At 40.3% G+C, this 18333-nt stretch carries 20 protein-coding genes; 3 read left to right on the forward strand and 17 right to left on the reverse strand.

Annotated elements, in window-relative coordinates; genetic code table 11:
- Nucleotides 1-11 precede the first annotated feature (11 nt).
- From J690_RS07990 to pheS, 3 genes are read right to left on the reverse strand one after another with little or no spacing between them, the layout of a single operon-like run.
- Nucleotides 12-308 (reverse strand): integration host factor subunit alpha, encoded by a 297-nt coding sequence (locus J690_RS07990; protein ID WP_000126166.1) that lies wholly within the window; start codon nt 306-308, stop codon nt 12-14.
- Complete coding sequence (gene pheT, locus J690_RS07995; protein ID WP_032035259.1) at nt 305-2686, reverse strand: phenylalanine--tRNA ligase subunit beta; 2382 nt, start codon at nt 2684-2686, stop codon at nt 305-307. The genes J690_RS07990 and pheT overlap by 4 nt, the downstream gene beginning before the upstream one ends.
- A 32-nt stretch (nt 2687-2718) precedes the next feature.
- Nucleotides 2719-3699 carry a phenylalanine--tRNA ligase subunit alpha gene (pheS, locus tag J690_RS08000; RefSeq protein ID WP_002117277.1) on the reverse strand — a complete coding sequence of 327 codons (981 nt, stop codon included), beginning with the start codon at nt 3697-3699 and terminating at the stop codon, nt 2719-2721.
- 158 nt (nt 3700-3857) lie between these two features.
- On the opposite strand from pheS, the gene J690_RS08005 reads away from it, so the two are divergent.
- Nucleotides 3858-4850, forward strand: a complete 993-nt coding sequence (locus J690_RS08005; protein ID WP_032035260.1) for a hypothetical protein — start codon at nt 3858-3860, stop codon at nt 4848-4850.
- A 52-nt stretch (nt 4851-4902) separates the two neighbouring features.
- On the opposite strand, the gene rplT is transcribed toward J690_RS08005, so the two are convergent.
- The 3 genes from rplT to J690_RS08020 are packed head-to-tail and all read right to left on the reverse strand — an operon-like array spanning nt 4903 to nt 5668.
- Nucleotides 4903-5262 (reverse strand): 50S ribosomal protein L20, encoded by a 360-nt coding sequence (gene rplT / locus J690_RS08010; protein ID WP_000124858.1) that lies wholly within the window; start codon nt 5260-5262, stop codon nt 4903-4905.
- A gap of 11 nt (nt 5263-5273) precedes the next feature.
- Nucleotides 5274-5468, reverse strand: a complete 195-nt coding sequence (gene rpmI, locus J690_RS08015) for a 50S ribosomal protein L35 (RefSeq protein ID WP_002054552.1) — start codon at nt 5466-5468, stop codon at nt 5274-5276.
- Entirely contained in the window at nt 5456-5668 is a 213-nt protein-coding gene (locus J690_RS08020) for a hypothetical protein (RefSeq protein WP_032035261.1), read from the reverse strand. The genes rpmI and J690_RS08020 overlap by 13 nt, the downstream gene beginning before the upstream one ends.
- A 38-nt stretch (nt 5669-5706) precedes the next feature.
- Between J690_RS08020 and nreB the strand changes: the two genes are divergently transcribed.
- Complete coding sequence (nreB, locus tag J690_RS08025; protein WP_032035262.1) at nt 5707-6957, forward strand: nickel resistance MFS transporter NreB; 1251 nt, start codon at nt 5707-5709, stop codon at nt 6955-6957.
- 40 nt (nt 6958-6997) lie between these two features.
- Here nreB and J690_RS08030 read toward each other — a convergent pair whose 3' ends face one another.
- From J690_RS08030 to thrS, 4 genes are all read right to left on the reverse strand, one after another.
- On the reverse strand, nt 6998-7426 hold the full coding sequence (locus J690_RS08030) for a YqaA family protein (RefSeq protein WP_005066279.1): 429 nt from the start codon (nt 7424-7426) through the stop codon (nt 6998-7000).
- A gap of 53 nt (nt 7427-7479) precedes the next feature.
- Entirely contained in the window at nt 7480-8100 is a 621-nt protein-coding gene (locus tag J690_RS08035; RefSeq protein ID WP_032035263.1) for a glutathione S-transferase N-terminal domain-containing protein, read from the reverse strand.
- A gap of 229 nt (nt 8101-8329) precedes the next feature.
- On the reverse strand, nt 8330-8881 hold the full coding sequence (gene infC / locus J690_RS08040; RefSeq protein ID WP_075383312.1) for a translation initiation factor IF-3: 552 nt from the start codon (nt 8879-8881) through the stop codon (nt 8330-8332).
- Between the two features lie 5 nt (nt 8882-8886).
- Nucleotides 8887-10809 carry a threonine--tRNA ligase gene (gene thrS / locus J690_RS08045; protein ID WP_032035264.1) on the reverse strand — a complete coding sequence of 641 codons (1923 nt, stop codon included), beginning with the start codon at nt 10807-10809 and terminating at the stop codon, nt 8887-8889.
- Nucleotides 10810-11202: 393 nt separating this feature from the next.
- Here thrS and J690_RS08050 point away from each other — a divergent pair, with 393 nt between their 5' ends.
- Nucleotides 11203-12840: an acyl-CoA synthetase gene (locus J690_RS08050; protein ID WP_032035265.1), complete on the forward strand. Its 1638-nt coding sequence runs from the start codon at nt 11203-11205 to the stop codon at nt 12838-12840.
- A gap of 46 nt (nt 12841-12886) precedes the next feature.
- On the opposite strand, the gene yjgA is transcribed toward J690_RS08050, so the two are convergent.
- Genes yjgA through pcnB form a run of 7 tightly spaced genes read right to left on the reverse strand, consistent with a single transcriptional unit; the run spans nt 12887 to nt 18216 of the window.
- Nucleotides 12887-13423, reverse strand: a complete 537-nt coding sequence (yjgA, locus tag J690_RS08055) for a ribosome biogenesis factor YjgA (protein ID WP_032035266.1) — start codon at nt 13421-13423, stop codon at nt 12887-12889.
- Nucleotides 13424-13425: 2 nt separating this feature from the next.
- Nucleotides 13426-13695, reverse strand: a complete 270-nt coding sequence (locus J690_RS08060; RefSeq protein WP_000567533.1) for an HPr family phosphocarrier protein — start codon at nt 13693-13695, stop codon at nt 13426-13428.
- On the reverse strand, nt 13692-14543 hold the full coding sequence (rapZ, locus tag J690_RS08065) for an RNase adapter RapZ (protein ID WP_005066272.1): 852 nt from the start codon (nt 14541-14543) through the stop codon (nt 13692-13694). Before rapZ ends, J690_RS08060 begins: the two co-directional genes overlap by 4 nt.
- Before the next feature lie 23 nt (nt 14544-14566).
- Complete coding sequence (gene panC, locus J690_RS08070; protein WP_032035267.1) at nt 14567-15415, reverse strand: pantoate--beta-alanine ligase; 849 nt, start codon at nt 15413-15415, stop codon at nt 14567-14569.
- A gap of 3 nt (nt 15416-15418) precedes the next feature.
- Nucleotides 15419-16228, reverse strand: a complete 810-nt coding sequence (panB, locus tag J690_RS08075) for a 3-methyl-2-oxobutanoate hydroxymethyltransferase (RefSeq protein ID WP_032035268.1) — start codon at nt 16226-16228, stop codon at nt 15419-15421.
- A gap of 45 nt (nt 16229-16273) precedes the next feature.
- Complete coding sequence (gene folK, locus J690_RS08080) at nt 16274-16756, reverse strand: 2-amino-4-hydroxy-6-hydroxymethyldihydropteridine diphosphokinase (RefSeq protein ID WP_032035269.1); 483 nt, start codon at nt 16754-16756, stop codon at nt 16274-16276.
- A complete protein-coding gene (gene pcnB / locus J690_RS08085; RefSeq protein WP_002117192.1) occupies nt 16753-18216 on the reverse strand; it encodes a polynucleotide adenylyltransferase PcnB in 1464 nt (487 codons plus the stop codon). The genes folK and pcnB overlap by 4 nt, the downstream gene beginning before the upstream one ends.
- Nucleotides 18217-18333: the final 117 nt, after the last annotated feature.

Below are 18333 nucleotides of genomic sequence, written 5' to 3' on the forward strand. Positions count from 1 at the left end.
AAAAAAGCAGATCAATCGATCTGCTCATTTCCAACGCGCTGTCTAAACTTCTGACCCGCTCTGAACGTAACTACACGGCGCGCAGAAATTGGAATTTCCTCGCCTGTCTTAGGGTTACGTCCTGGGCGTTCGCGTTTATCTCTTAACTCGAAATTACCAAAACCAGAAAGCTTAACCTGCTCCCCTGCAATAAGCGCTTGGCTAATCTCGTCGAAGAACAACTCGACCATTTGTTTTGCTTCACGGCGATTTAAGCTGGTTAACTCACTTAAATGATCAGCCATGTCTGCTTTAGTTAATGCTGTCATGAGGCCCTCAATGTCGCTTGATAAGTGTTTTCCAACACTTGGATTATATTGTCCATACCAGATTTAATTTCAGCATCTTCAAGCGTACGTGAAGGATGTTGCCATAATAATGCAAACGCCAATGAGCGCTTACCTTCTTCGACACCCTGCCCCGTATACACATCGAATAACCATGTAGAGTCTAAAAGCTCTCCACCAGTTTTTTCGATTAACTGCTGAATATCTCTAACATTTATATTATCAGAGATTAAAAGCGCAATATCACGTCTAATCGAAGGAAAACGTGATAATTCTGTAAAATTAGATACATAAGATTGCAAAACGGCTGTTTGATTAAGTTCAGCAACCCAAGTTGTGCTCAAATCTAGCTCATTTTCTAAAGATGGATGCAGACGGCCTAAGTAACCAATCGATTGTCCATCAACTAAAATTTCAGCAGACTGCCCTGGATGCAACCATGCACGCTCTGAACGTACATATTCAACTTTGACACGTCCAGCAGCTAGAATCTCTTCAATTTCTCCTTTGAAGTCGAAGAAATCCATTGGCTGAGGCTTCACATGCCAAGATTCTGGTTGTTGCGAGCCAACGGCCACTAGAGCTAAAGTTGGAATCTGTTTTAGATCTTCAATACTCTTAGCATCTTGATAATCAAAACGAAGTCCTAATTCAAAGAAACGAACACGACTTTGTTGACGGTTGAGATTATATTGTACGCACGGGATTAAACTTGAAAGCAAAGTACTACGCATCGCAGCCAAATCACTTGAAATTGGATTTGCTAGCATTAACGGGTTTACTTGCGGGTTCAATTGTTTTTCAAGCTTTGCATCAGCAAAGCTAAAACTAATTGCTTCTTGATAGCCTAAAGTCACGATAGTTTGGCGTAACTCTGCAATTTCAAATCGGTCTTGATATTTAGCTAATTGAACATCCATGCTTGGTAAGCTAATTTGGATATTGTCATAACCATCAATACGTGCCACTTCTTCAATTAAGTCTTGATAAATAGCCATGTCATAGCGATGTGATGGGGGCACTACGCTCCACTCACCTTCAGCTTTAACGGTTACTTCACATCCTAGTCGAGTTAAAGCATCTGCAATGAAATCAGCCGTCACTTGATATCCCAACAATTGGTCTACCTGAGCTTGTTTCAGTTCAATTGCTTCACGCTTTGGTAAAATTTCAGTTTTTTCAGCTACAGTAATTGGACCAAACTCACCACCCGCTAACTCTTGAATAAGCTGTGAAGCACGGTTCATCGCAATTAACGGTAATTCAAAATCTACACCACGTTCATAACGCTGTGAAGAATCAGTATGCAAGCCAAAACGACGAGCACGTCCAGCGATAGCAAGTGGCGCGAAGAATGCACTTTCTAGGAAAATGTCAGTTGTGTCATCAGTTACACTTGATGCTAAACCACCCATAATTCCGGCAATTGCCAAAGCTTTCTGGTCATCAGCAATCACCATTATATCTTCTTGCAACTCAACTTCTTGATCATTAAGAAGTTGTAGTTTTTCTTGTGGCTGAGCTTGACGCACATGTACAGTTCCTTCAATTTTAGCTAAATCGAAAGCATGCATTGGCTGACCCAGTTCCATAAGGACATAGTTCGTCACATCAACCAAAATACTGTGCGTGCGAATTCCTGAACGAGCTAAAGCCTGCTCCATCCATTCAGGAGTAGCAGCTTTTACATTAACGTTTTTAATTACACGTCCTAAGTAGCGTGGAGCACCTTCAGTGCTGATCACTACTTTCTTCTCATCAGCAATTGTCGCATCAACTGTTTTAATATCAGGTTCATTTATTTGCAGTTGGTTAATTACTGCAATCTCACGAGCGATACCACGGATACTGAAACAGTCACCACGGTTTGGTGTAATACTGATATCGATGACGTTATCATCGAGTTTTAAGTATTCACGGATGTTTACCCCTACTGGAGCATCAGCAGGTAACTCAAGCAAACCATCGATTTTATCTTCAAGATCAATTTCAGAAGCACCACAAAGCATGCCTTGTGACTCAACTCCACGAAGTTTACCTTTTTTGATTTTGAAATCACCCGGTAATATAGCACCAATCGTTGCAACTGGAGCTTTCATGCCAGCACGAACATTCGGTGCCCCACAAACAATTTGTAAAGGCTCGCCCGAACCAATATTAACTGTCGTTACACGCAAACGATCTGCATCTGGATGCTGCTCAACTGTTAAAACTTCGCCGACCACGACGCCAGTAAATGGCTTGGCAACAGGTGCAAGTTCGTCAACTTCAAGACCAAGCATAGTTAACTGATCAGACAATGTCTCACTATCAATTGCTGGGTTAACCCATGTGCGCAGCCAATTTTCGCTAATCTTCATCTTTATAAACCTTTTTTAATCCTGAAAAATTGTTAGGCAAATTGGCGTAAGAAACGCACATCATTTTGATAGAACATACGCAAATCATTAATGCCATAACGCAACATTGCAAACCGCTCTACCCCTAAACCAAAAGCAAAGCCTTTGTATTTATCAGGATCAATACCCGCAGCACGCAATACATTTGGATGTACCATGCCACAGCCTAAAACTTCTAACCAACGTCCACGCTCATCCATGATATCTACTTCTGCACTAGGCTCTGTAAATGGGAAATATGAAGGACGGAAACGTACTTTTAAATCTTTCTCAAAAAATTCATTCAGTAGGTTAATCAATAAACCTTTTAATTCAGCAAAGCTTGTGTTCTCAGCAACATATAAGCCTTCGATCTGGTGGAACATTGGCGAATGCGTTTGATCCGAATCACAACGGTAAACACGGCCAGGGCATACGATACGAATTGGCGGCTCACTCGTCTCCATTGTACGAATCTGTACCCCAGAGGTATGCGTACGTAGCAAGTGAGTAGCATCAAAGTAGAAAGTATCGTGCATAGCACGTGCCGGATGGTGACCAGGAATATTTAATGCTTCGAAATTGTGATAGTCATCTTCAACTTCTGGACCGGTTGCAACTGTAAAACCAGCTTTAGTGAAGAACTGACAAATTCGCTCTTGTACCTGAGTAACAGGATGAACTGTACCAATACGTTGACCACGGCCCGGCAATGTAATATCAATCGTTTCACTTGCTAGCTTTTGTGCAAGTGCTGCCTGTTGTAGTGCCGCTTGACGTTCTGTTAATGCAGTATTAATTGTTTCTCGAACAGCATGAATCGCAGCACCTTGTACTTTGCGTTCTTCAGGGTCCATTTTCCCTAATGCTTTCGATTGTTCTGCAAGCTGGCTTTTTTTCCCTGTAAATTGCACACGCACCTGATCAAGTGCAACAAGGTCTTGAGCTGCTGCAATGGCAGCAAGCGCTTCTGTGGTCAGGGCTTCCAGTGACATATTAACTCTCAAAGCAACAAATTTAAAAAATATAATAAAACACTGCATTCTAACAGTTTTTCATCGAATTGATGAAGTTTATCCATCATGAAAAATGTATTAGGCAACAAAAAGATAAAACGTATAAGATAGTAGCATCGTCAATGAGATCAACTATTATGGCGCTTAATCAGATTTGGAAACAACAACTTACGCTTGTGACATATGGTAATGAATACCTCCGTCAGAATTTAAGCTTTAACCAATGGCGACAACATCATATTTTCGACCATCATAGTTTTCAGTTTCGTGACTTAATTTCTCAACATTTGTTGGCCCAACACTTCCAAGTTTGGTTAGAAGCATTAAAAAAACAAGGCACCACAAAGCTCAGCTTACATTTATCAAGCCTTCTCAATGAAGAACAAAATCCAAATAGCAATGTCGAGCTCTTACCTTATACTCATTTTATTGTGAGTCATCAAAATGATAAGAAATTTGCTTGGATTTTTGGCCATGAGCTTGCCGAATGGTATAACAATGATAATGAGTTTGAAGCCCCTGCCTCACAAACCTGTGAGCTTCGTTTAGAAACTTTCTGGCGTTTTGAACTCAATGAAAAATTATCAAAAAAAATTGAAGCTGATTTAAAAAATCCGCCATGGCAAGAAATAGCTGATTTTATGGATAGTGAATTATTTCATAGTAAATATGCAGCAGGCTTTGAGGAGCCAGAACTTCAAAATGCTCTTTTTGATGGTACAAATATTAAAAGCTTAGAACCAAAACTTGCATTAATTCCAGAGAATTATCCCGCAGATTATGCCCATCAACTTTTATCTCGTACACAAGCATTAGCCAATTATTTAGAACAAAAGAAACGTATTGCAAATGATCCTTTAGGAGAAGAACTAGACCAAGAGCAACTCATCAATTTAAGAAACTTTACACAAAAAACTGATGATCTGTTTGCCAAGCTTATTGTGAAAGTTGCCAACCATTATCAGACAGCTCAGATGGTGCCTGTAGTTAAAGCATCTCCATTTGAGCAATCAAATGAAAATCCACAGCATCTCAAGTCTCAGCACCATAAAAGCACTGGTTCAGGCGTTATTAAACTGGTTATTCTAACGATTATTATTTGTGCTTTGGCTTATTATTTTGGACTTTAGATAAATAATAAAAAAGACCGCTAAAAAGCGGTCTTTCTTTGAATCTCTAAGCTTATGCAGCTAATGCACCTTTAGCTTTTTCAGCTAAAGCAGCAAATGCTACTGCATCATGCATAGCGATGTCAGCTAATACGCGACGGTCGATGATCACTTGAGCTTTTTTCAAGCCATCGATCATACGGCTGTAAGACAAACCGTTTTGACGAGCACCAGCATTGATACGCGCAATCCATAGAGCACGGAATTGACGTTTCTTTTGACGGCGGTCACGGTAAGCGTATTGACCAGCTTTGATTACCGCTTGGAACGCTACGCGATAAACGCGTGAACGAGCACCGTAGTAACCTTTAGCGCGAGCAAGAATTTTTTTGTGACGACGATGAGCCACTACACCACGTTTTACACGAGCCATTTATAATCTCCTTAGATGTATGGGCACATACGACGAACTGAATTCATGTCAGAAACATGAACCATTACACAGCCGCGTAATTGACGGATACGTTTAGCAGATTTTTTGGTCAAAATGTGGCGCTTGAATGCTTGTTTGCGCTTAAAACCGTTTGCAGTCGCTTTGAAGCGTTTAGCTGCACCACGGCGAGTTTTTAACTTAGCCATAGTAACCTCTTTTGGGCACCTGTTCGGCACGATCGCACCATTGCAAAATCGACCTGCAGGTAAGGAAGCGCGTATTTTATAGCAACCTGAGCAAAATTAAAACTATTAGTTACTGTTTTTATGAGTGCAAAGAAAGGTTTTTCGATTTTAACTGCGGCAGCCATATCAATAATAAATAAAGCACCTATGCTTTTTTCCATTTATAATACGATCAAATTATCAACATACGATATTCCTAATGCAGAAACATGATGCATTTGCTGCCTTACGCTACAGAGATTTCTCAATTGTTACGATTAATCAATTTTGCTTAACTTTAGCAATTCTGATTCAAGAAATTATTGTTGCCTACTCACTTTATCAAATCACCAAAGACCCTCTGACTCTAGGTTTAATTGGACTCGCGGAAGCCATTCCTTTTATTGCTCTTTCTCTTTGGGGTGGCTATTTTGCAGATAGATTTAATAAACAGATTATTATGAAAATCTGTTTGTTTTTCTCGGTTCCTCTTCCTTTAGTGCTGTGGTCGCTGTTCCATCTGCATGGTTTAGGTCATATCAGCGTAAATTTCCTTTCTTGGGGTATTTATGCGGTTATTTTTGGCTTAGGTACAATTCGTGGTTTTTACAATCCTTCTGCAACATCTTTAAAACCATTTTTGATACCTCGTGAACTGTATGCAAATGGTGCAACATGGACGACAATCGGTTGGCAAAGTGGTGTAATTATCGGGCCAATGCTTGGTGGTTTCATGCTTGCCTATTTAGGCCGAGAAACAAGTCTATTTAGTGTTGCTGTTTTACTTGGTATTTGTTTTATCTTAATTAACCTATTGCATAAGCGTACTTTTCCTAAAATTGAAACTGCTAATGTTTTAGAAAGTTTAGGAGATGGTTTCCGTTTTATCTGGAAAACTAAAATTGTTCTTTGGGCAATTTCTCTTGATTTAGCTTCTGTTTTATTTGGTGGGGTGATCGCATTATTACCAATTTTCGCAGAAGATATCTTAAAAGTCGGTCCAGAAGGACTGGGATATTTGCGTGCGGCGCCATCTATTGGAGCGCTCGTCACTATGATTGCTTTGACTCGCTTTCCACCAACTCAACATGTATGGCGTAACATGCTACTTGCTGTTGCAGGATTTGGTGTTTTCACGATTCTTTTCGCATTCTCAAACAACATGTGGTTATCACTATTTGCGTTGGCTATGACAGGCGCTTGTGACAGTATTTCAGTTGTGGTTAGACAAACCATTTTGCAAATTTTTCCACCAGAAAATATGCGTGGTCGTGTTGCTGCCGTAAATGGCATGTTCGTTTCATCAAGTAATGAGCTTGGTGCATTTGAGTCAGGTTTAGCAGCCAAATATTTAGGAACGATTGCAGCCACTATTTTTGGTGGTTGTATGACACTTGCAGTGGTCACCTTCTGTTGGCTAAAAACCAATGACCTATTTAAAGTCGATATTACAAAAAGCTCAGAAGACTAGTTAAACCATTTTAATAAAAGCATCTTCGGATGCTTTTATTTTAAATAAAACCTGTAATCACCCAATAAATAAAAATATAGCGTCCTGCTTTAGCAATCAAAACTATAATTAAAAAGCGCCAAAAATTTTCTTTGAATAACCCCGCAACTAAAGTAATTGGGTCACCAATCACAGGTGTCCAACTTAGAAGCAGCGAATAAAATCCATACTTATGATAAAAGCTTTGAGCTTGCTCTAAACGCTTTTCAGAAACAGGAAACCACTTTTTGTGTTTAAACTGCTCTATTTTTAAACCAAGCCACCAGTTCACACACGAGCCCAGTACATTTCCGAAAGTGGCGATAGAAATTAGAAGAAAAGCAGAATATTCTTTTTTCAATAATAAGGTGGCGAGTACAGCTTCTGATTGTAACGGTAATAATGTAGCCGCCCCAAACGCGCTCAAAAAAAGTAAAAAGTAACTTAGCATATTAAATTAGACCAAATCACCTTTCACTTTATTCATTACGCTACCAATAAAAGTTAGATGACTTTAATTGATAGTGCTTTTTGTACCGCAGGACGTGCCGTCAAACGGACAATGTATTCTTGTACATAAGGGTAATCCTCTAATTGAATCCCCTGCCATTCATAGCGCAAGATCCAAGGTAAAATTGCCATATCAGCAATCGAGTATTCACCCGCAACAAACTTCTGACCAATAAGCTGCTTATTCAGCACACCATATAAGCGCTTAGTTTCATTTACATAGCGGTCTATCGCGTATGGAATTTTTTCTGGTGCAAAGCGGTTAAAATGATGATTCTGCCCAAGCATAGGCCCTAGCCCACCCATTTGCCACATGAGCCATTGTTCAACTTCAACTCGCTCTTGCTCATCAGTTGGATAAAATAATCCAGTTTTACGCCATAAATATTGCAAAATAGCGCCTGATTCAAATATTGAAATTGGCTCACCGCGAGGTCCATCTTGGTCAACAATCGCCGGAATTTTATTATTTGGAGAAATTCTCAGAAAGTCTGGTTGAAATTGATCATTTTCTAAAATATTGATTGGGTAAAGAGTGTAGTCCAGTCCCATTTCTTCTAAGGCAATTGTGATTTTATGTCCATTGGGAGTTCCCCAATAATATAGATCAATCATTCTATTTTCCTATTCATCGTTATCATGACTGCGTCTTGCGTTATAGCATGTTTTAAGAGGGACGATGAGATTTCCAACACTAAAAAATACATAAAATTCAAGAATTGAATTTCTTTTAAAAGATATAGCAATTGTCTTAAATAAAACTGAACAGAGAAAATTAAATCATCTTTTTTTATTATGATAAGGATATAAAAAAGCACTGCTTTTGCAGTGCTTTTTTTGAGTATTACTTTTTCTTTTTCGGTCCAAGTAACATACCCATTTGACGGCCTTCCATTTTAGGTGCTTGTTCCACAACCCCAAACTCAGCGACATCCGCTTCAATTTTTTGTAATTGAGCTAAGCCAAGTTGTTGGTGAGCCATTTCACGACCACGGAAACGTAAAGTGATTTTCACTTTGTTTCCTTCTTCAAGGAATTTCAAAATAGCACGAAGCTTAACTTGATAATCACCAACATCAGTTGCAGGGCGCAGTTTGATTTCCTTCACTTGCACTTGATGCTGTTTTTTCTTCGCATCTTTTTGCTTCTGCTTAAGGTCAAACAAGTGCTTGTTGTAATCCATAATTTTACAAACAGGCGGCTCGGCGTTTGCAACGATCTCAACTAGGTCAAGATCTGCCTCTTCAGCAGCGCGCAGTGCTTCATTTAATGAAACAATTCCTTTTTGCTCACCATCAGCACCAACGAGGCGTACTTCTTTTGCACGGATCTCGTCGTTAATTGCTGGACGGTTGCTTTTTGCACCTTGTTGTTGGTTACGGTCAGGCTGTTTAATCTTTCTTACTCCACAATATACCGGCCACGTTCGGCGACGGCAGACTTCACTAAGTCAATGAATGCATCTACTGACATAGTACCTAAATTTTTTCCTGAGCGGGTACGCACATTCACTGTACCTTCTTCAACTTCTCGATCACCAAGAACAAATAGGTAAGGAATACGCTCTAGAGTACGCTCACGAATCTTAAATCCGATTTTTTCATTTCTCAAGTCAGAAATAGCACGAAGGCCATTTTCTTTGAGTTTTGCTACGACTTTCTCACAAGCTTCAGCTTGTGAGTCCGTAATATTCATGACACATGCTTGTAACGGCGACAACCAAGGTGGCATGAAACCAGCGTAGTGTTCAATTAGTATACCAATAAAACGCTCAAAACTGCCAAGAATTGCACGATGCAACATCACAGGCTGATCACGATCATTGTCTTCAGTCACATAAGACGCATCTAAGCGTTCTGGCAAGTTGAAGTCACACTGAATAGTACCACACTGCCATACACGTCCGAGACAGTCTTTCAATGAGAATTCAATTTTCGGACCGTAGAACGCGCCTTCACCAGGTTGTAATTCCCATTCGAGACCCGCTGCATCTAAAGCATCTGCTAAAGATTTTTCAGCCATATCCCAAAGTGCATCATCACCCACACGTTTTTCTGGACGTGTAGAAAGTTTCATTTGCACTTCTTCAAAGCCAAAATCTTTATAAACTTCTAAAGTCAGCTTAATAAAGTCTGCAACTTCTTGACCGATCTGTTCTTTAGTACAGAAGATGTGCGCGTCATCTTGTGTAAAGCCACGTACACGCATAATGCCGTGTAAAGAACCTGATGGTTCGTTACGATGACAAGAACCAAACTCTGCTAAACGAATCGGTAGATCACGGTAAGACTTCAAACCCTGGTTGAAAACTTGCACGTGACATGGGCAGTTCATTGGTTTAACGGCATAGTTACGATTTTCAGAATGAGTCGTAAACATGTTGTCAGCATAGTTCGCCGCATGACCTGATTTTTCCCACAATGTAAAATCTACGATTTGTGGTGTCTTAATCTCAAGGTAACCATTGTCTTGCTGAACTTTACGCATGTATTGTTCAAGTACTTGGTAAATAGTCCAGCCATTTGGATGCCAGAACACCATACCCGGTGCTTCTTCTTGCATATGGAACAAGTCTAAAGCTTTACCAATTTTACGATGGTCACGCTTTTCAGCTTCTTCGATACGTTTGATGTATGCAGCGAGCTGTTTTTTGTCTGCCCAAGCTGTACCATAAATACGTTGAAGCTGTTCGTTCTTCGCATCACCACGCCAGTATGCACCAGAGATTTTAGTGAGCTTGAACGATTTTAAGAATTTGGTATTCGGTACGTGCGGACCACGACACATATCCAAATAATCTTGATGGTAGTACAAGCCCATTTGTGTTTCTTCAGGCATGTCTGCAATCAAGCGTAATTTGTATTCTTCGCCACGCGCAGTGAATTCAGCAATAACTTCATCACGTGGTGTCATTTTTTTAACGACATCGTAATCTTGATCGATGAGCTTTTTCATGCGCTCTTCGATAGCTGCCATATCATCCAAGGTAAAAGGACGTGGCATCCAGATGTCGTAGTAAAAACCTTCTTCAATGACTGGACCAATCACCATCTTGGCTTCCGGGAAAAGCTGTTTAACAGCATGCCCTACAAGGTGTGCACAAGAGTGGCGAATAATTTCAAGACCTTCCTCATCTTTTGGAGTGATAATTTGTAAGGTCGAATCTTCGGTAATTAAGTCACATGCATCAACTAAGCGATCATTTACACGGCCAGCAACAGTATTTTTTGCTAGACCAGGCCCAATACTTTGGGCAACTTCCATAACAGATACAGCGTGATCAAAACTCTTTTGATCGCCATTTGGCAATGTGATAATTGGCATAAAAAAATCCTTAAGGAGTGATGCCCTATACGAAGGAGCATTTCACCGCGAGATTATGATCGAGGCGAACCTCAAAATATAAAAACGGTGTAAATCAAAGTTAAAAAACCTGAAAGATTTTACACTTGTTCAAGCAATGTGAAAACCTTTGAGTCCATAAAATCATAAATACATTTTGCTTATCACGTAAACAGCAATAAAGGACTTAAAAAATATATTGAGATGATTTTTAAACATGTTTAACACAAGTGGTTTAAGATGAAGAAAATAGCATTTCTGCTCATTTTTTGACTGGAGGGTATCGTTCTTTAAGACTAAAGCATAGATGCTTTGATTAATATTAAATCATATGTTCAAAGAATGAATTAAAAATAGAACACGGAGTTGTTTCACATGGTTAGTGCTTATGATGAGTTACCACGCACACCCGCAAACTTTGTTGCGTTATCACCTCTACGCTACCTAGAGCGTGCGGCTTATATTTACCCAGATCAAGCTTCGATTATTCATGGTAAGCGTCAAATTTCATGGAAAGAAACTTATCAGCGCTGCTGTCAATTTGCATCTCAGCTCAAGCAACTGGGAATTGAGAAAAATGATACGGTATCTGTCTTATTGCCAAATATTCCAGCCATGATTGAAGCACATTTTGCAGTTCCTATGGCTGGGGCGGTACTCAATACTCTCAATACACGTTTAGATGCGAAAACAATCGCTTTCATGTTGGAACATGCAGAAAGTAAAGTGCTGTTGGTTGACCCTGAATTTGTGAATTTGGCAAGAGAAGCCCTCTCACTTATTCCTAACCAGCACATTATTGTAATTGATGTAGCCGATACAGAATATGAAGGTGAAAATCAGTTTTTAGGTTCTTTTGAATATGAAGAATGGATCGCTCAAGGCGACATTAACTTCTCTTGGCATTTACCAGAAGATGAGTGGGATGCGATTAGCTTAAATTACACATCTGGAACTACAGGTAATCCTAAAGGTGTGGTCTATCATCATCGCGGGGCTTATCTTAATGCTGCAAGCAATATCTTGGCTTGTGGAATGAAACCGCGTGCTGTGTATTTATGGACACTACCCCTCTTTCATTGTAATGGCTGGGGTTTTGCGTGGAGCATAGCAGCAAGTGGTGGAACCAATATTTGTTTACGCAAAGTCGATCCAGAATTAGTCATGCAATTGATTGCAGAACACAAAGTTGATTATTTCTGTGGTGCACCTATTGTTCTTTCAATGATTCTTAACTTACCCAAAGAAAAACAAGCGAACTTTGATCACCATGTTGAAGTTATGGTTGCTGGGGCAGCTCCCCCTGTTGCCATTATTGAAGGGATGCGAAACATGGGGATTAACGTAAACCATGTATATGGCTTAACAGAAACTTATGGACCTTCTGCCCTATGTGCTTCTCAATCTGGATGGAATGAGCTATCAATTGCTGAACAAGCCCAACTTCATTCCCGTCAAGGCGTACCCTACCCGTTACAAGACAGTATGCGTGTGTTAGACCCCGAGACTATGGAACCTGTGCCTAATGATGGTCAAACCATGGGAGAAATCATGTTCCGTGGCAATATTGTCATGAAAGGCTATTTAAAGAACCCTAAAGCAACTCAAGAAGCCTTTGCTGGCGGATGGTTCCATACGGGAGACTTAGCCGTTTGCCACCCAGATGGTTATGCAAAAATTACTGATCGTTCGAAAGACATTATTATTTCAGGTGGAGAAAACATTTCATCTTTAGAAGTAGAAGATGTTTTGTATAAACATCCTGCTGTATTAACCGCTGCGGTAGTCGCTAAACCCGATGCACGTTGGCAAGAAGTACCATGCGCGTTTATTGAATTAAAGATGGGTACTACAGCAACACCTGAAGAAATTATTGCACACTGCCAAAAAGAATTAGCGCGCTTTAAAGTGCCTAAAGATGTGGTTATTACAGAAATTCCGAAAACATCGACAGGTAAATTACAGAAATTTATCTTACGTGAATGGGCAAAAGAACGGGCTGAAAATGTATAAATAAAAAAAGCGACGCCTTGAGCGTCGCTTTTTTATGGAAGAGCATTTAGCCTTGATCAGACAATAGGGCAATTTGCTGCACATAGTTCACAAATTTACCTTTTGACACCTCAAGCTCTGCTTCACTCACTTGTTGACTCTTATCACGGTTGATTCTCAACACATGCTGACGCAAGGTGTGACGTTCCGATGCATTATAAATTTTACTAAATTCATTAATTGCAGGGTCGCCTTGTTCGATCATACGATCAACCCAACGCATCAATTGAGCCTGTTTTTTTGCGCCTTGCTGCGGAGTTAAATAAGACAAAATAACTGTCTCATCTTCATTACGCAATAATTTACCAATACGTTGAAACTGACGACGACGAGCTTCAAAAGAACTAATGTTCTGTACTTCCATTAACGCATCAATTAAACGTTCATCAACTGGGAGTTTTTGAATCTGTTTAACAGAAAGTTGTGCTAATTGCTCACCTAAAGCAGCCATACGTTGAACTGCTTTTTTCTGCTCTGTCTTACTTGCACGTCCTTCTAAAGAGCCAAAATCTTCTTCAGTATAACGTTGGGGACGACGTGCCACGATTAATCTGCCTCATAAAATTTTGCGGCGAATAACGCCTGTACTTCATTTAATGCCTGCTCTTCGTCGGTACCATCAATGACCAATCGCAAAGTGGTCCCTTTACCTGCACCTAACATCAGCAAAGACATAATATTTTTTGCATCTACTAAATGATCGCCTTTTCCAATTTGGATCGACGAACGAAATTTTGTAGTGACCTCTATCAGTTTTCCTGATGCACGAGCATGTAAACCGAGTTTATTAATTACATCAACAGTTGTGTCTATCATGACCAGTGCTTCATTTCTCTGTGTAAGACCTGAACAGACCATTCTGCCTCAAGTGCTTGTTTTAGTCTATCTACGATATAAACGGAACGATGTTGACCACCAGTACAACCAATAGAAATCGTCATATAGTGACGATGTCCTTCAGCAAATGCTGGAAGCCATTTTTTTAAGAAGTGAAGAATATCATCAAACATTTCGTTTGCTTGCGGACTTGCTTCTAAAAATTGTCTTACTGGCTCATCCAAACCAGAAAAACGTCTCAATTCTAAATCCCAATGCGGATTTGGTAAATGCCGTACATCAAAAACATAATCAGCATCTAGAGGAATGCCATGTTTATATCCAAATGACTGCAATATCACGATGAGCTTATCTGACTGCCCCAATTTAGACAGTAAAATATGCTTTAGATCATGAACACTTTTATCTGTTGTATCAATATGAACCGTAGCGCGGAACTGAATTGGGAGCAGTAACTGCTTTTCTTCATGAATACATTGCAACAGACTTTTAAAACGATTGGCTAATGGATGCGGACGACGTGAAGCACTAAAACGTGCGATCAAATCCTGATCTTGCGTAGTCAGATAAATCACATCAACTGTGCCATGTTTTTGTAGTTGCTCAAAAACATGATCGAACTCTTGCATATCTGCACGAGTGCTTCGAACATCCACACCTAATGCCAACTGCTCTAGATTATTTTCATGATCTAGCTTTGCCACAATTTCGGGCAGCAATGCCAAAGGCAAATTATCAATACAGTAATAGCCCAAATCTTCTAACACTTGGAGAGCCGAAGATTTTCCTGAACCAGACTGTCCTGTCACGATAAGTATACGCTTCATGGCATGGCTGTCCTTTGATCTGCTTATTGGGGTGTAAAGGCAACTTCTAAATTATCAATCAAACGAGTTGCACCCAATTTTGCCGCGATGAACAACACAATATCACGATCAAACTGAGTAACAGGTAACAGATTTGACTGACGAGCTTCGACATAATCCACAACAAACCCATTATCTGTCAACTGAGTTTTGATATCTTCTAAAACTTGTTGTAGATCTTTGCCTTGATGTAACTGCTGCTCAGCTTGCTTTAAACTTTGATAAATAACCGGAGCGACCTGACGTTGCTCTGGACTTAAATAACCATTTCTTGAACTAAGAGCTAAGCCATCTGCTGCACGAACAATTGGCACACCAATTACTTCTAGCGGGATATTTAAATCTTGTACAAACTGGCGAATCACTGCTAACTGTTGGTAATCTTTTTGACCAAAGAAAGCATAGTTAGGTTGCACAATATTAAAGAGTTTGGTGACCACCAAAGCTACGCCATCAAAATGCCCAGGACGTGAACTACCACATAAAGCATCAGTAATTTGGCTAACACTTATATTGGTTAAACGTGGCTGAGTACCGTACATTTGCTCAACTGATGGTGCAAAAATAATGTCACAACCTACATCGGCTAATAGACGACTATCTTGTTCTAAAGTACGAGGATAGTTATCAAAATCTTCACCTGGTCCAAATTGAGTTGGGTTTACGAAGATGCTAACAACCACAACATCACATAACTTTTTCGCTTCACGAACAAGTGTGAGATGTCCTTCATGTAGATTTCCCATGGTTGGGACAAAACCAATAATTTTACGTGCAGCTCTAGCAGGATTTAAAGAAGCTGCAAGACCTTGTATGGTGGTTTCTGTTTTCATGAATTACAGCTCAACGTGGAAAGTATGTTCTTTGGCTGGAAATGACTGATCCTGCACGGCAACATGAAAAGCTTTAAAAGCGTCTAGGATTGCTGTTTCACCAGATTGTTCTTTCATAAAGTTACGGACAAAACGCGCAACTCGACCAAAAGTTAAACCCAACATGTCCTGTACTACAAGTACCTGACCATCAGTCGCATTACCTGCACCAATACCAATCACAGGTGTATTTGGAAATAGTTCAGCAATTTCTTGTCCCAACTGAGCAGGAACACATTCAAGCAATAGAACTGCCGCACCCGCTTCAACCACTGCTGTACAGTCAGCAATAAGTTGATCAGCTGCTTCACGTGTTTTAGCTTGTAATTTGTAACCGCCAAATACGTGTACAGATTGAGGAGTTAAACCTAAATGTACGCACACAGGTACACCATTACGAGTTAACACTTGTACAGTTTCACTTAGCCAAGCGCCGCCTTCGATTTTGATCATCTGGGCACCAGCTTGCATAACTGTTCTTGCGTTTTGCAAAGCATCATTTAAGGTGGCATAACTCATAAATGGTAAGTCAGTCATAATCAAAGCATGCTGGTTACCGCGACGCACCGCCGCCGTATGATAAGCCATGTCCTCAACAGTTACAGGTAAAGTTGAGTCACGACCTTGAATTGCCATTCCAAGAGAATCACCAATTAAGATTGTATCAATTTCAGCAAGTTCCATTGCTTTTGCCATACTCGCATCGTAACAAGTTAGACAAGAGAACTTACGTCCTTCGGCTTTAAATTTTCTTAAGTCACTTAGACTAATCATGATGGTATCCTCTACAGGAGTTTGCAGAACGTAATAAGTCAGGCTTTAAGCCCAAGACTCATCAGCAAGTACAGTCAGCGTGGGCTGCTGTATGAGTTCTAAATTTTTAAGTGGCTGATCATTAATATGTAAATCAGCGTCTAAATCTAATAAAGGAATTACAACGAAATCTCGCTCTAGAATTCCAATGTGTGGCACAGTTAAGCGCTCATTTTGAATTTTTTCATCACCATATATAAGCAAATCCAGATCTAAGGTACGCTCTCCCCAACGACGAAGGCGTACACGACCAGCTTCTTGCTCAAATCGCTGTAACTGGTCTAACAAATCTAAAGGCGTGAGATCGGTATATAGCTCTGCAACTGCATTTAAATAATTTGGTTGATCTTGAGGCCCCATAGGTGGACTTTGATAAAGTTTAGAAACTTTCACTCCACCTAAAGTTTTAAGCTTAGCAATGGCTTCAGACAAGATTTGGCGTGAATCGCCCAAATTACTTCCTAAACCAATATAGGTCTTCGTTGTCATTGCGTTGGCCCAAAAATAACTTGGCTTAAATCGCGTTGTACTCGCTTACGCTTCAAAATCGGATGGTCGCTCATCACCCCAGCTTCTGAAGCAGAGGCTTTTTCAACGAAACGACCCATCGATTGTTCTTGTCGAGCACGTTCTTTTTTCCCACGACGGCTGCGTGGTTCAGGAATATCAACCAAAGGTTCGATTTCCGTCTCAACTTTATTGTTTTCAACAGGTTCAGCAACGGCTTTACGACGGTTTCTAGCTTTCTGACGATTGTACTGGCTAATTGCAGCTTCTTTTTCGTCATTCGACATTTCTTGGTAGGCTTCCCACCAGCTTCCCATCCCCTGTGTTGTGTCATCACCTGACTTTTCACGAAGTAACAAGAAGTCAAAACCTGCACGGAAACGCGCATGTCCAGCCAATGCTTCAATTTGCTGTGGTTTCGGATTAAGCAAACGGGTCTGCATTTCCCAAACTTCACGAATAAAAGTTTCTGCAAAACGAGGAATCACAGTGCGGGTTGCCTGACGTTTTAAGACATCTAAACCAGCTTGTGCACGCGCTTCAGCTGGTACCACACCTTTAGATAAATAAAATTCACAACGCTCTAAAAATGGTTGCCACAATAAGACTGCATAGAAAAATGCAGGGTTAATTGTTTTACCCACTTGAATACGCTGATCTGTATTCTTTGCTGCTCTTAAAATAAATGGAGTGAGGTTAGGCTGAATATCGGCAAAGAGTTGTTTCCAAACACCAAACTCAATCAACATTGGCAAAACACGCGCCAAATGTCCCATTGTAAAGAGCTTCTGAGATTCATCATATAAACGATGCGGAGAAACATCACGCAATAGTTGCGTCATCTCTGCATCAAATATATCGAGAATATCTGAATCAATTTTAAAATTTAACTTCGCTGCAAAACGTAAAGTCCGCAGCATACGCACAGGGTCTTCTTCGAAGCGCTGTGCTGGATCGCCCAATAAACGTAGAGTTTTATTTTTTACATCGTCAATTGCTTTGCAGAAATCAAGCACAATACTCTTACGCGGTTGGTAATATAGCGTATTGATTGAAAAGTCACGGCGAGCAAAGTCTTGTTCGATGGTTCCCCAGTTATTGTCACGTAAAATCATGCCTGAAGCACTAGTGACTGCTTTTTTTGGAGGAGCACGGAAAGTTGCAACTTCAATAAGCTCACGCCCTGAATAGACATGTGCTAATTCAAATCGACGGCCAATGATTCGACAGCGTCGACCAAAAACTTCTTTAATCTGGGAAGGTGTTGCATTAGTGACTGCATCGAAATCTTTAGGATTAAGCCCTAGCATTAAATCACGGACACCACCCCCAACAATATAAGCTTCATAGCCAGCTTTAGTCAGGCTATCGATCACATCTAAAATCGAAGAAGGAAGTTGGGCTGTGGACAAACCACATTTTGACGCTCGCAAGGTTTGCAAAAGACGCTGTCTCCTACGTCAGGACGTAAATAACAAGTTGTCGCTAATCATAGCTCTAACGCACACAAAGGGCAATTTGATTCTCTGTAGTTTGCGCATGAAATGATAATTGACAGA

The organism is Acinetobacter sp. 742879, from assembly GCF_000588535.1.
In the GTDB taxonomy this organism is placed as follows: domain Bacteria; phylum Pseudomonadota; class Gammaproteobacteria; order Pseudomonadales; family Moraxellaceae; genus Acinetobacter; species Acinetobacter pittii.

Coding starts and splice junctions, on each gene's coding strand:
- J690_RS07990 (WP_000126166.1), bottom strand. CDS start 308: ATGACAGCATTAACTAAAGCAGACATGGCTGATCATTTAAGTGAGTTA.
- pheT (WP_032035259.1), bottom strand. CDS start 2,686: ATGAAGATTAGCGAAAATTGGCTGCGCACATGGGTTAACCCAGCAATT.
- pheS (WP_002117277.1), bottom strand. CDS start 3,699: ATGTCACTGGAAGCCCTGACCACAGAAGCGCTTGCTGCCATTGCAGCA.
- J690_RS08005 (WP_032035260.1), top strand. CDS start 3,858: ATGGCGCTTAATCAGATTTGGAAACAACAACTTACGCTTGTGACATAT.
- rplT (WP_000124858.1), bottom strand. CDS start 5,262: ATGGCTCGTGTAAAACGTGGTGTAGTGGCTCATCGTCGTCACAAAAAA.
- rpmI (WP_002054552.1), bottom strand. CDS start 5,468: ATGGCTAAGTTAAAAACTCGCCGTGGTGCAGCTAAACGCTTCAAAGCG.
- J690_RS08020 (WP_032035261.1), bottom strand. CDS start 5,668: ATGGAAAAAAGCATAGGTGCTTTATTTATTATTGATATGGCTGCCGCA.
- nreB (WP_032035262.1), top strand. CDS start 5,707: ATGCAGAAACATGATGCATTTGCTGCCTTACGCTACAGAGATTTCTCA.
- J690_RS08030 (WP_005066279.1), bottom strand. CDS start 7,426: ATGCTAAGTTACTTTTTACTTTTTTTGAGCGCGTTTGGGGCGGCTACA.
- J690_RS08035 (WP_032035263.1), bottom strand. CDS start 8,100: ATGATTGATCTATATTATTGGGGAACTCCCAATGGACATAAAATCACA.
- thrS (WP_032035264.1), bottom strand. CDS start 10,809: ATGCCAATTATCACATTGCCAAATGGCGATCAAAAGAGTTTTGATCAC.
- J690_RS08050 (WP_032035265.1), top strand. CDS start 11,203: ATGGTTAGTGCTTATGATGAGTTACCACGCACACCCGCAAACTTTGTT.
- J690_RS08060 (WP_000567533.1), bottom strand. CDS start 13,695: ATGATAGACACAACTGTTGATGTAATTAATAAACTCGGTTTACATGCT.
- rapZ (WP_005066272.1), bottom strand. CDS start 14,543: ATGAAGCGTATACTTATCGTGACAGGACAGTCTGGTTCAGGAAAATCT.
- panC (WP_032035267.1), bottom strand. CDS start 15,415: ATGAAAACAGAAACCACCATACAAGGTCTTGCAGCTTCTTTAAATCCT.
- panB (WP_032035268.1), bottom strand. CDS start 16,228: ATGATTAGTCTAAGTGACTTAAGAAAATTTAAAGCCGAAGGACGTAAG.
- folK (WP_032035269.1), bottom strand. CDS start 16,756: ATGACAACGAAGACCTATATTGGTTTAGGAAGTAATTTGGGCGATTCA.